This window comes from Cupriavidus oxalaticus (genome assembly GCF_016894385.1).
Lineage (GTDB): Bacteria > Pseudomonadota > Gammaproteobacteria > Burkholderiales > Burkholderiaceae > Cupriavidus > Cupriavidus oxalaticus.
Map to the genome: position 1 here is coordinate 128,337 of NZ_CP069811.1, position 12,141 is coordinate 140,477.

Here is a 12,141-nt window from a genome sequence, read left to right on the forward strand (position 1 = left end):
CCGCACCTGACCAATACACCGACAGCGCCGGCCGCCGCACGACCACCGTGCCGCGCCGGCGCACCTGCAACAACAACGGAGACATAGCATGACCCAGGGACGCCGCATCTTCCTCAAGCAGACTTCCGCGCTGGCCGCGGGCATCGCCGCCGGCCCGCTGGCCGGGCTGGCCACCGGCACCAACGTTGCCCATGCCGCCCAACAGGCGTGGCCGACGCGCCCGATCCGCCTGGTGGTGCCGTACACCGCCGGCGGTTCGTCCGACATCATCGCGCGGCTGATCAGCAAGCAACTGGGCGAAGCGCTGGGCCAGTCCGTGGTGGTCGACAACAAGCCGGGCGCCAACGGCAACGTCGGCGCGGCCATGGTTGCGCAGGCGACCGACAACCACACGCTGATGCTGTGCGATATCGGCGCGCTGGCGATCAGCCCGTCGGTCTATACCAAGCTCAGCTTCAATATCGCCAAGGACCTGAAGCCGGTGACGATGCTGGCTTACTCGCCGCACCTGCTGGTGGTGCATCCGTCGGTGCAGGTCAGCAGCGTGAAGGAACTGGTCGAGCTGTCCAGGCGCAGCCAGCTGAACTTTGCCGTGACCGCGATCGGCAGCGCGCCGCACCTGGCCGGCGTGGCGGTGGAACAGGCCACTGGCGCAAAGTGGCAATACGTGCCGTACAAGGGTGGCTCGCAGGCGATTGCGGACACCGTGGGCGGCAGCGCGCAGGTGCTGATGAACGGCATGCTGGCCACGCTGCCGCATGTGCAGTCGGGCAAGCTCAAGCTGATCGCCCAATCCAAGCGCACGCGCATGCCGCTGCTGCAGAACGTGCCGACCATTGCCGAGCAGGGCGTGCCCAACTTCGAGTCGGGCACGTGGCAGGGCGTGATGGCGCCGGCCAGCATGCCGGATGCGCTGGTGACGCGGCTGAACGCCGAGCTGATCAAGATCATCCGCGCGCCGGAGCTGCGTTCGCAACTGGTGGCGCAGGGGGCTGAAGTGGTGACGATGACGCCGGCCGAGACCGGCAAGTTCTTCGTGGCCGAACAGGCGCGCTGGGCGGGGGTGGTGAAGCAGGCGGGGATCAAGCTGGAGGCTTGACCAGGCAGGGATCGGAGCGCCCAGGCAGGGCGCTTCGACGCGATGAGCGAGAAGCGGCCCGCGTGAGAACGCGGGCCGCTTCTCTTTTTTGCGCTGGCTTCTCAAAACAAAAAACCCCGCACAAGGCGGTAATGCCGTTCAGTTAACCACCGTCGTTCCCGCGTAGGCGGGAACCCAGTGACTTCGTCCCCGAAGGGGACGTGATCCCCAAGGGGACGTGAAGACGCTGGATTCCCGCCTTCGCGGGAATGACGGTAGTGTTTGATGCCTTAACTGAACGGCATTACGCACAAGGCGGGGCTCATCACTGCAGGTGTTGCGCTTATCCCCGCAGCGCCGCCGGCAGCAACCCCTGCGGCAGGTTCTGGTAGCAGACCGGCCGCAGGAAGCGATCGATCGCCGTGGCCCCAACCGAGGTCGAACGCACGTCCGACGTGGCTGGGAACGGGCCGCCATGCACCATGGCATAAGCCACCTCCACCCCGGTCGGATAGCCGTTGCACAGCACGCGCCCGGACTTGCGCTCCAGCACCGGCAGCAGTCGGCGTGCGGCCTCGTGGTCGGCATCGTCGAGCTGCATCGTAGCGGTCAGTTGGCCTTCGAGCTGGTTGGCCAGCGCCAGCACCTCTTCCAGGTCGCGGCACACCACCAGCACGGTCGACGGGCCGAACACCTCGGCCTGCATGCGGTGGTCGGCCACGAACTGCGCGGCGGTGGTTTCGAACATCACCGGTCGGGCCTGGTTGACACCCGTGGCGGCAACGCCGTCGCCAATGCGCTGCAGGCCATCCAGCGACGACAGCTGCGCCACGCCCTTTTCATAGGCGGCATGGATGCCCGGCGTCAGCATGGTCGCGGCCGGCTTGCCGCCCAGCGCGTCGAGCGCCGCGGCACGGAACTGGTCCAGCGCCGGGCCTTCGATGCCGATCACCAGGCCGGGGTTGGTGCAGAACTGGCCCACGCCCAGCACCAGCGAATCGACCAGCTGGCGGCCGATCTCGGCGCCGCGCGCCTGCAGTGCCGCAGGCAGCAGGAACACCGGGTTGATGCTGCTCATCTCGGCATACACGGGAATCGGCTGCGGGCGTGCGTTGGCCGCCTGCATCAGGGCCATGCCACCCGAACGCGAGCCGGTAAAGCCGACCGCCTGGATCGCGGGATGCGACACCAGCGCCGTGCCGACAATATTGCCCGCGCCCACCAGCAGCGAGAACACGCCTTCCGGCAGGCCGGCGTCCTGCACGGCCTTCTGGATCACGCGGCCGACCAGTTCGGACGTACCCAGGTGCGCGGAGTGCGCCTTGACCACCACCGGGCAACCGGCGGCCAGCGCCGAGGCCGTGTCGCCGCCGGCCACGGAGAAGGCCAGCGGAAAGTTGCTCGCGCCAAACACGGCCACCGGCCCAATGGCGATGCGCTGCATGCGCAGGTCGGGGCGCGGCGGGGTGCGCTCGGGCAGCGCGGCGTCGAAGGTGGCGCCTTGCCAGCGGCCCTCGCGCAGTACGGTGGCGAATAGGCGCAGCTGGCCGGCGGTGCGGCCGCGCTCGCCCTGCAGGCGCGCGACCGGCAGGCCGCTTTCCTGGTGCGCGCGCTCGATCAGCGTGTCGCCCAGCGCCTCGATGCCGGCGGCGATCGCTTCCAGGAACGCCGCGCGCTGCTCGGACGAGGTATGGCGATAGGTATCGAAGGCCGCTTCGGCCAGCGCGCAGGCGCGCTCGACGTCGGCCTGGCCGCCGCCGTGGAAGTCGGGGCCCAGGACTTCACCCGTGGAGGGGTTGATAGCCTGCAGCGTCGATTGCGCGCCGCGCACGGCTTGCGCGCCAATCAGCATGTCGCCGGTGATGTGCATGGAAGGATTCCTTGTCAGCGTGTGAATGTGGCAGAAGAGGACAGGCCGGCCGGGGGGCAAAGTGCCCCGCGGCCGGCCTGTCGCGATGCAATGGCAGGACGGATTACTGCGGGCCGAGCTTGTTGATCAGCGTGCCCAGCATTTCCATCTCTTCGCCGGTCAGGTCGGTCAGCGGCGCGCGCACCGGGCCGCCGTCGCGGCCGACGATGCGGGCGCCGGCCTTGACGATGCTCACGGCATAGCCGGCCTTGCGGTTGCGGATGGCCAGGTACGGCAGGAAGAAGTTGTCGATCAGGCGGCCCACCGTCTCCTGGTCGTCCGCGGCGATAGCGCGGTAGAAGTCCATCGCGGTCTTCGGGATGAAGTTGAACACCGCCGACGAGTACACCGGCACGCCCAGCGCCTTGTAGGCGGCGGCGTAGACCTCGGCCGTGGGCAGGCCGCCCAGGTACGAGAAGCGGTCGCCCAGCTTGCGGCGGATGCTGACCATGGCTTCGATGTCGCCCACGCCGTCCTTGAAGCCGATCAGGTTGGGGCAACGGTCGGCCAGGCGGGACAGCTGCTCGGCGTTCAGTTTGGAGTTGGCGCGGTTGTAGACGATCACGCCGATGTCGACCGACTTGCAGACCTCTTCCACGTGGGCGGCGATGCCGTCCTGGCTGGCTTCGGTCAGGTAGTGCGGCAGCAGCAGCACGCCGGCCGCGCCCAGGCGCTGGGCTTCCTGCGCATAGGCGATGGCGGTGCGGGTCGGGCCGCCTGCGCCGGCCAGGATGGGCACCTTGCCGGCGCAGGTCCTGACCGCGGTGTCGACCACGGCGGTGTAGTCGGCCGGGGTCAGCGAGAAGAACTCGCCGGTGCCGCCGGCGGCGAACAGTGCGGTGGCACCGTACGGCGCCAGCCATTCCAGGCGGGCGGCATAGGACTTCGCGTTGAAGTCGCCCTTGGCGTCGAAGTCGGTGATGGGAAAGGACAGCAGGCCTTCGGAGACGATCTGCTTGAGTTCGTTGGGTGCGAGCATTGCGAAATCCTGATCGGGCCGGCGGGGCCCAGGGTGGTGACGGCGGCGACCTGCCTGGCGGCAGGTCATCCGAGTTATCAGTCATCGTACGACAATGACCCGGCAAAGGCAATAGGGTAGAACTGGCCCCGGGTTTACCGGGAGGCGGAGACGGCGCGCGTGGGCCGCAGTAAGCGCGTTGGAAGAAGACGGATCCACACTGCGCCATGACAACTGAGTGTTATCGGGTTGTAGGACAACGTAGGTGACGGATAGTCAATAATTTTGATACGTCCATGCAAAGCCACCCCGTGCATTGGCCGCGGCCGGCTGGCACACTGGCACCCTGAACCAAGGGAGAGAACACGGTGGGAGAGTTGCAAGCCTTGCTGGAAAACCACGGGCTGATGCTGGTATTCCTGAACGTGCTGGTTGAACAGGCGGGGCTGCCGGTGCCGGCGTACCCGATGCTGTTCGTCGCCGGCGCGCTCGGCATGCAGGAAACCGGTCCGTCGATCGGCGCGGTGCTGGCCGCGGTGATCGTCGCCTGCCTGATCGCCGATACCGGCTGGTACTTCGCCGGCCGCCGGCTGGGGCAGCCGATGCTGCGCACCATCTGCAAGGTATCGATCTCGCCCGATACCTGCATCCGCCAGACCCAGTCGCTGTACCTGCGCGTGGGGCCGCGCTCGCTGGTGGTCGCGAAACTGCTGCCCGGTGCCGGCGCGCTGTCCACCGCGATGGCCGGCATGACCGGCACGCCGTTGCCGGTGTTCCTGTTCTATGACGCGATCGGCGCGCTAGTATGGGCGGGCAGCGGCCTGCTGATCGGCGTGGTGTTCAGCGACTTCATCGATGCCATCCTGGAAGGCTTCAGCACCTACGGCCATATGGCCGTGGTGGCGGTGGTGGGGGCATTCCTGGTGTTCCTGGCATGGCGCTCGTGGCGCCGCTTCCGGCTGCTGCGCATCACCAGGCGCGTACCGCGCATGAGCGTGGATGAACTGGAATCGCGCCGCGTGGCCGGCACGCTGCCCGTCGTGATCGACGTGAGGGCCCATGGCGACATGCCGATGGAGCGCATCCCCGGCTCGATGGTGCTCGACATGCAGGGCGCGCTCGACAGCCTCGACGCGCTGGGCGTGCCGCCCGCCGAGGCCGACATCGTGGTCTATTGCGCCTGCCCGCACGAGATGTCCGCGGCGCTGCTGGCCGAACGCCTGCGCGTTGCCGGCTACCCCAGGACCTGGGCGCTGGCCGGGGGCTTTGACGAATGGAAGCGGCGGCACGGCGAGACCGTGCCGCCTGCCGTCACGCATCCCGATCCGGGCAAGGCGACGGCACGCTGAGCCGCAAGCCTCAGCGCTTGCCCGCGGTCTGGAATACCGACAGGTCCGGATAGATCGCGCGGATCTTCTCCCACTCGGCGGCATTGAAGAACTGGCACTTACCGGCGCCGAAGCGCTTGGCCACCTCCACGCAGAAGCGCACCGCCTCGGCGATATCGATCTCGTGGTTGGCCGAGGTGGCGCTGCCTGACACCACCGACTGCGCGGTCACGGCCACGCCCACCACCGGCGCCGCCGTGGCGACGTGCGGCTGCATGATGCTGTTGAAGTGGTACAGGCCGTTGTGGTACGGCGTGATGTCCTGCAGCGAGATCGGGAAGGTCACCGCCGGGCAGCCGGTGGTCGATTCCATCGTCGCCACCAGGTCCGGCGCCACGCGCAGGATATAGCCCTGCATCGCCGTCGGCGAGATGGCAAAGCCGCGGTGCTTGATGATGCTGTTGCCCTTGGACGCATCGATCGACAGGATCGCATCCATTTCCGGCAGCACCTGGTAGTCGTTCATGGTGTCGGAGGACACCGGCATGCCCATGAACGGCACCGGGTCGTGCGGCACCATCGAGACATCGGTCGACAGGTGCGTGGTCACGATCACGTCGCCTTGCAGGTGGTCGCCGCGCGCCTTCATCTGCGCCAGCTTCAGCGCCACCGCCAGGCAGCCGATCGGGCCGTCCGCATCGGACACCAGGCCAACCAGTTCCGGACGCGCGCCGATGGCGCCGTTGCGGCCGATCACGCCTAGCGTCGGCGCCTTGCCGCCGCCGCGCTTGCCGGCGCTGCCGGGGATCACGATGGTGATGAAGTCGGTGGTGTTGGCGGTGTTCTCGGGCGGCGCGTTGTTGACCGTGGTGACTTGCACGGTCACGCCGGCGCCGGCGTAGGGCGCGAACAGTTCGCTGACGACCGCACCGTTGGCGTGCGGGCTGTCCAGGGCTTCGTGAATGACCAGCGTCTGCTGCAGGGCCATGGCTTTCTCCAGATGATGTGCCCGGCCCGCGCGATGCGGGCGGGGCGTCGGTTGAATCGTTAGAACTGGTGGCGCAGGCCGACCATCACGGTGGTCTGGCTGTCGCGCCCGTCCAGCGGCGTGCCGCTGCCGCCGGTCCAGCTGGTGGTGTTGTTGCCGAACAGGCCCGACCAGTCGCCGTGCACGCGCTCGTAGGCCACTGCCAGGTAGGTGTCGGTGCGCTTGCTGAAGGCGTAGTCGGCCACGGCATACGCGGTGGTGCGGTTGCCGCTGAAGCTGTCGGCGCGGGTTCGGTTGTGCATCACGCTGCCGGTCAGGGTGACGTTGCCGGTCACGGGGTAACTCGCGCCCAGCGTGAAGAAGTCATCGTGGCGGCCGCTGCCGAACACCGAGTTGATCGCCGCGCGGTTGGTCGGCGTGGCCGCGGTCGACATGCTGGTGATGGTGGCCGTATCGGTGCCGCCCCTGGAAGAGTCGAAGCCCGCGTCGCGGTCGCTGTGGATGTAGTTGGCGAACAGGCTGGCGCGGCCGACCGCGGCTTTCAGGCCCGCCAGGTAGATGTTCGCGGTACGGCTCTGGCTGTCGCGGGTCTGCTGGAAGTCGCCGACGGCGGTGATCGGGCCGGCCGCGTACTTGACGCCGAACGACATCGACGACATCGCGCGGGTGTTGCCCGCGGTCTCGCCCAGCGCGTATTCGGCGATCAGCGACACCGGGCCGAAGTTGCCGGTGTAGCTGACGGCATTGTCGTAGCGCTGGCCGGTCAGGTACACCATCCAGGAGTTCGACGGTGCCGCGCCCACGCCGAGCGGATCGACGTAGTACAGCATGGTGTTGGCCGTGGTGTACTGCCGGCCCAGCGCCAGCTCGCCCCACTGGTTGCCGATCTTCACATACGCCTGGCGGCCGAACAGCTGGCCCTGCTGGTCGAACCTGCCGGTGTCGGCCAGGAACCCGTTCTCCAGCACGAAGCCGGCCTTGACCCCGCCGCCGAGGTCTTCGACGCCCTTCAGGCCGAAGCGGCTGCCCGACAGAAAGCCTTCGCCGCCTTGCTGCAGGCCGACCTGTGCATCGCCGGCGGGGTTGGAATGGGTCTGGTACGTCAGCGCGGTATCGATGACGCCGTACAGCGTCACGCCGGACTGCGACATCGCGGCGGTGGGCAGGGCCAGCATCAGTGGGAAGGTCAGCCGGGCGGCGTGGCGAAGGGTTTGGCTCATTGTGTTTTCTCCTCCAGAGGGCAAAAGGGGGCCGCGCGGGCGGCGCAGCGCGGCCCGCGGGGTGGTTATGTTTGTTTGTTGGTTGTGGTCGGGACTAGCCCGGACGTGTCTGATTGCTGATCAAATGCCTCTACCGCTGGTTTGCTCCCCTCTCCCGCTTGCGGGAGAGCGGCGAAAACAATCAGGCCGCAAATCCCAGCCAATCCTCCATCCCGGCAGGCCCGGTAATCCGCGACAGCGGAAAAGGCTCGCCCTCACGAATGGTCTCGACCTTGCCTTCGGCCGGGAACCACAGCGCATTGCGCTCGCCCAGCACGGTGCCGCTGGTGCCGTCCGAGTACAACGCCGAGCCTTCCGGCAGCGCGAACACCTGTTCCGGCGCATTGATGTTCAGGAACTCCGCCAGGCGCTCTTCCCTGCTTTCACCGTTGTGCCCCGCAGGCTTGCCGCTGATGAAGTGCGGGTTGATCTGGAACGGCACCAGGCCCAGCGCGCGCAGCGACGGCGGCTGCACGATCGGCATGTCGTTGGTGGTGCGGATGGTCGGGCAGGCCACGTTGCTGCCGGCGCTCCAGCCGACGTACGGCGTGCCCGCGCGCACCTTGGCGCGGATCGCTTCGACGATGCCGGCGTCGTACATGCGCTTGAGCAGCGCGAAGGTGTTGCCCCCGCCCACGGCGATGGCTTCGGCTTCCTGCACCGCGCGCAGCGGATCGGCGCTGTGGTGGATTGACTCGAGCGCGTAGCCGAGCTTTTCGAACACCGGCTTGACCATGCCTTCATAGGTATCGAAGCTGAAGGTCACGCCCGCGAACGGCACGAACAGCACCTTGCGCGGCTCGCGCTGCAGCAGCGTGTGGATCTGCTCGCCGGCGTGCTCCAGGTAGCCGAGGTTGTCCTTGCGCGAACTGCTCATCAGGAGGATGCGTTGGGTCATGTCTTGGTTTCCGTTTTTCGGTGAGGAGTTCAGGCGATGGTGGCGCGGATCAGTGCGGCGACGCGGTCGATCTCTTCGTGCGTGTTGAAGTAGTGCAGCGACACGCGCGCCATGGTCGACACGCCATAGCGCGCCAGGATCGAATCGGCCATGAAGTTGCCCGCTTCGACGATGCATTGCTGCGCTTCCAGCGCGGCCACGATGCGCGCCGGGTCGACGCCGCGCACGTTGAACGGCACGATGCCGATGCGCTGGGTCACGTCGGTGGGACCGTACAGCTCGAAACCCGGAATCGCGGCGAACTTCGCCACTGCGTACTCGGTCAGGTCGCGCACGCGCGCCTCGATGGCGTCGATGCCGATGGCGGTGGCGTAGTCGATGGCGGTGCCCATGCCGAGGATGGCCGGCACAATCGGGCAGCCGGCCTCGAAACGCTTTGCGCCCGCCACCAGCGACAGCGCGCCGGTGCTGCGGTCGTACGCGCCGTTCCACCAGCCTACCAGCATCGGCTCGACCTGCCCGATCAGCGCGCGGCGCACATACAGGAAGCCCGAGCCCTCGGTCGCGCGCAGCGCCTTGCGCCCGCAGCCGGCAAGGAAGTCGCAGTCCAGCTGCGCCACGTCGGAGCGCAGCATGCCCACGCTCTGCGCGGCATTGACCAGCGACAGCACGCCATGCTTGCGCGCGACCGCGCAGATCTGCACAGCGGGCTGCACGGCGCCAGTGGAATTGGGCAGGTGCGAGAACGTCAGCAGGCGTGTGCGCGGCGTGATCGCGGCCGCGAAGGCCTCGGGCGACAGCAGCCCTTCGGCATCGGCCGGCACCATCTTCACCACGATGCCGTGCGACTGCTCCAGCCGACGCCACGGCAGCAGGTTGCTCAGCATCTCGGTGTCGGCCACCAGCACTTCATCGCCGGCTTGCCAGGCGATGCCGCGCGCGGCGATGGAAATGCTTTCGGTGGCGTTCTTGGTAAAGGCGATCTCGTCGGCCGCGCAGTTGAGCAGTCCGGCCAGCTTGCCGCGCACGGTTTCCACGCGTGCATAGGTCTCCTTGCGGAACGCCGGCAGGTAGATGCCGACGTGCCCGGTATCGAGCAGGTAGCTGCGCACGGTGTCGAGCACGGCGTCGGGCGGAATCGAGGCCGCGGCCGTGTCGAGATAAATGGTGGAGGCCGTCAGCGGCGTGTCGGCGCGGATTGCTTGGATATCCATGGAATGTCTCGGGTAATGACAGGCGGGGCGCGGCGCAGGCGCCCCGAGGTATGGCTTACTTCTTCAGCTTGGTGACCGAGCCGAAGAAGCTGAACAGGGCGTCGCCGGCGATCACGCCGCCGGCAAAGGCGCTCATCTCGGCCAGGTGCTTGTCGCCGCGCAGGCGCTGCACCACGAAGCGGATCAGCAGGCCAGCCAGCACCGCCCAGCCGGCCAGCGGCGAGGCGATCAGCATGCCCGTGGAGAGCAGGATGCCGAGCTGGCGCCTGGAGCCTCCGAGCCACTGCAGCAGCGCGCCGGGGATGGCCCAGATCACCAGGTTGCGCGCGATCTCGGCGGACGAGCCGGCCTTGATCGACGCCGCATAGACCCGGTCCACCGGCGGGATCAGGCCCTGCGAGAAGAAGGTGCCGTGGAACACGATCACCACCACCGCGGCCACGCCGAAGCCGACCATCGCCGCCAGGAACTGCTGCTTGCGGCCCGCGATCTCGGCCTCCATGTCGCGGCCCTCGCCGCGCAGCAGGTAGCCGGTCTTGAGGTCATAGCCCATGTCGGCGAAGGCCGGGCCGGTGGCGGCCGAGAAGCCCACCAGCACCGCCAGCGCCGTCGGCGGAAAGCCGATCAGGATGCCGATGGTCAGCGTGATCAGCGCCACCGCGAAGGCCGGGAACCAGCCCGAATGCATCGCCGCGATGCCGACGATCAGCTCGTGCACATACGCGGCAAAGGCTGCATACAGTACGAACACGACCAGCATGCCGAGCGACATGTCGGATACATGCCCGGCCAGCAGCGAGATCAGCAACGCGATCGCCAGGTAGATGACAAAGCCGCCCGACAGGATGCGGCTGGCGCGCGAGGCCGGGACTTCGATGGTGCGCGCGTCGGCGGCCGGCGCGTTGCGTGCACGGCGGATTTCCATGGCCACCTGGAACAGCGCGACGATGCCGGCGCCGATCATCAGGCCATGCGGGATATAGGCCTTGGCGATATCGATGCCGGTCACGGCCACCGAATAGCCGCGCACCAGCAGGCCGATGCCGAACATGGTCAGTGCCGCCAGGTTGCCCAGGAACGCCGCGCCGAACGCCGACATCGGCACGCCCAGCCACGCGCCGCCCACGCCCACGGCAATGCCCAGCCCAAGGAACGCCGCCTTGCGGCCGCCGCGGTCGCCCGCCCAGATCGCCTCGGCGGTGGCGATGCCCGCCGGCCAGGTGCCGGTGGCGGGGAAGATCTTGCTGCCGAACAGGAAGTACAGCATCGCGCCGTCGACGAACATGGCGATCACCGCGCCGATCAGCATCGGCGTGGCCAGTTCGGGCATGCCCATCGCATACGGCACGCCGATCGGGATCATCAGCGAGTTGGCGGCGCCGAAGGTGGCCGACGAGATCGCGGTCTGCACCAGGTTCTGCCGCTCCAGCACGCGGAAGCGCCGCGTGATCTCCAGCGGGATGCGAGAAAAGACGATCGCGATCAGCGCGCCGATGATCGAGGTATTGGCCGAGATTCCCAGCGACACGATCAGCTGCATGCCGATCATGGCGCCGAATACCGACAGCGCCACCGAGACCAGCAGCAGCAAAGGCTCCATGAAGCGCGACCGTGTCGCGGGCTGCGCCGCCACCGGCGCGTTCAGTTGTGTTGGCATGGTCATGTCTTCCACCGCTCCCCGTAGTGTTGTCTGGTTTTGTGTGTCGTGTGTGCGCGCGTTGCGCGGGCCGGCGATCCCGACCCGGCTATCGCATGAAGCCCGCCACCGGGCCGATCGTCTTCCTTGCCGCGCGCAGCGCTTCCAGCAGCCGCGGCACGGCCTCGCGCGTCAGCCGCTGCAGCGGGCCGGCGATGGCAAGGGATCCCACCACCGCCTGGGTCTCGCGGTGGTGCAGCGGCAAGGCCAGCCCGGCCACCGTGGCCGTGGATTCCTCGCAGGTATAGGCAAAGCCGTCGGCGCGGACCTGGGCCAGCTGCGCGGCCAGGTCAGGTGCATCGCCGATGACCCGTCGCCGCAATGCTTCGGGCTGGAATGCCAGGATCGCCTTGGCATGCGCGCCGGCGTCCAGCGCGAAGCGCTGGCCCACCTCGATCGAAAAGCGCAGCTGGTGCTGGCTCTGGGCGATGTCCGTGCACAGGCCTTCGTGACCGTCCAGCCACGACAGGAAAACCGTTTCGCCGCTTTCCTGCGCCAGCGCCTCCAGCGCGGGCTGGACCACCTCCGCCGGCGAAAACGTCTTGCGCATCACTTGTCCCAGCTCGACCCAGCGCAAGCCCAGCCCATAGCGGCCGGCGGCGTCCTGCGTCAGGAAGCCATTGGCGGCAAAGGTGGCGAGCACGCGATGCACGACGGCGTGATGCACGCCGCTTTCGCGTGCCAGTTCGCGCACGCCCCAACTGGGCTGGCGGGCGGTGAAATGGGTGAGCAGCGCCAGGGCGCCGTCCAGGGTCTTGAGCATGACTGGCTGCTTTGTGTCTCTATTTAAGAGACAAAGTCTCTAATAAAGAG

At 67.8% G+C, this 12,141-nt stretch carries 10 protein-coding genes; 2 read left to right on the forward strand and 8 right to left on the reverse strand.

Annotated features, from left to right (window positions below; genetic code table 11):
• Window positions 1-88 precede the first annotated feature (88 nt).
• Window positions 89-1,099, forward strand: coding sequence for a Bug family tripartite tricarboxylate transporter substrate binding protein (locus JTE92_RS00530; protein WP_063237750.1), 1,011 nt, complete (start codon window positions 89-91; stop codon window positions 1,097-1,099).
• A 322-nt stretch (window positions 1,100-1,421) separates the two neighbouring features.
• Here JTE92_RS00530 and JTE92_RS00535 read toward each other — a convergent pair whose 3' ends face one another.
• A complete protein-coding gene (locus tag JTE92_RS00535) occupies window positions 1,422-2,948 on the reverse strand; it encodes an aldehyde dehydrogenase (NADP(+)) (protein WP_063237751.1) in 1,527 nt (508 codons plus the stop codon).
• A 103-nt stretch (window positions 2,949-3,051) separates the two neighbouring features.
• A complete protein-coding gene (kdgD, locus tag JTE92_RS00540; RefSeq protein WP_063237753.1) occupies window positions 3,052-3,966 on the reverse strand; it encodes a 5-dehydro-4-deoxyglucarate dehydratase in 915 nt (304 codons plus the stop codon).
• Between the two features lie 347 nt (window positions 3,967-4,313).
• Here kdgD and JTE92_RS00545 point away from each other — a divergent pair, with 347 nt between their 5' ends.
• On the forward strand, window positions 4,314-5,294 hold the full coding sequence (locus JTE92_RS00545) for a DedA family protein/thiosulfate sulfurtransferase GlpE (RefSeq protein ID WP_063237754.1): 981 nt from the start codon (window positions 4,314-4,316) through the stop codon (window positions 5,292-5,294).
• A 10-nt stretch (window positions 5,295-5,304) separates the two neighbouring features.
• On the opposite strand, the gene JTE92_RS00550 is transcribed toward JTE92_RS00545, so the two are convergent.
• From JTE92_RS00550 to JTE92_RS00575, 6 genes are all read right to left on the reverse strand, one after another.
• Entirely contained in the window at window positions 5,305-6,261 is a 957-nt protein-coding gene (locus JTE92_RS00550) for a DUF1177 domain-containing protein (protein WP_063237755.1), read from the reverse strand.
• A gap of 59 nt (window positions 6,262-6,320) precedes the next feature.
• Window positions 6,321-7,481, reverse strand: a complete 1,161-nt coding sequence (locus JTE92_RS00555) for a porin (RefSeq protein ID WP_063237757.1) — start codon at window positions 7,479-7,481, stop codon at window positions 6,321-6,323.
• A gap of 181 nt (window positions 7,482-7,662) precedes the next feature.
• On the reverse strand, window positions 7,663-8,418 hold the full coding sequence (gene pepE / locus JTE92_RS00560; protein ID WP_063237758.1) for a dipeptidase PepE: 756 nt from the start codon (window positions 8,416-8,418) through the stop codon (window positions 7,663-7,665).
• Window positions 8,419-8,447: 29 nt separating this feature from the next.
• A complete protein-coding gene (locus JTE92_RS00565; RefSeq protein WP_063237759.1) occupies window positions 8,448-9,632 on the reverse strand; it encodes an aminotransferase class V-fold PLP-dependent enzyme in 1,185 nt (394 codons plus the stop codon).
• Window positions 9,633-9,687: 55 nt separating this feature from the next.
• Window positions 9,688-11,295: an OPT/YSL family transporter gene (locus JTE92_RS00570; protein WP_063237760.1), complete on the reverse strand. Its 1,608-nt coding sequence runs from the start codon at window positions 11,293-11,295 to the stop codon at window positions 9,688-9,690.
• A gap of 82 nt (window positions 11,296-11,377) precedes the next feature.
• Complete coding sequence (locus JTE92_RS00575; protein WP_063237761.1) at window positions 11,378-12,091, reverse strand: IclR family transcriptional regulator; 714 nt, start codon at window positions 12,089-12,091, stop codon at window positions 11,378-11,380.
• Window positions 12,092-12,141 lie beyond the last annotated feature (50 nt).

Excerpts from the sequence above, each read along its gene's own strand:
- JTE92_RS00565 (WP_063237759.1), bottom strand. The coding sequence starts at position 9,632 with ATGGATATCCAAGCAATCCGCGCCGACACGCCGCTGACGGCCTCCACC.
- JTE92_RS00530 (WP_063237750.1), top strand. The coding sequence starts at position 89 with ATGACCCAGGGACGCCGCATCTTCCTCAAGCAGACTTCCGCGCTGGCC.
- pepE (WP_063237758.1), bottom strand. The coding sequence starts at position 8,418 with ATGACCCAACGCATCCTCCTGATGAGCAGTTCGCGCAAGGACAACCTC.
- kdgD (WP_063237753.1), bottom strand. The coding sequence starts at position 3,966 with ATGCTCGCACCCAACGAACTCAAGCAGATCGTCTCCGAAGGCCTGCTG.
- JTE92_RS00535 (WP_063237751.1), bottom strand. The coding sequence starts at position 2,948 with ATGCACATCACCGGCGACATGCTGATTGGCGCGCAAGCCGTGCGCGGC.
- JTE92_RS00550 (WP_063237755.1), bottom strand. The coding sequence starts at position 6,261 with ATGGCCCTGCAGCAGACGCTGGTCATTCACGAAGCCCTGGACAGCCCG.
- JTE92_RS00555 (WP_063237757.1), bottom strand. The coding sequence starts at position 7,481 with ATGAGCCAAACCCTTCGCCACGCCGCCCGGCTGACCTTCCCACTGATG.
- JTE92_RS00575 (WP_063237761.1), bottom strand. The coding sequence starts at position 12,091 with ATGCTCAAGACCCTGGACGGCGCCCTGGCGCTGCTCACCCATTTCACC.
- JTE92_RS00570 (WP_063237760.1), bottom strand. The coding sequence starts at position 11,295 with ATGACCATGCCAACACAACTGAACGCGCCGGTGGCGGCGCAGCCCGCG.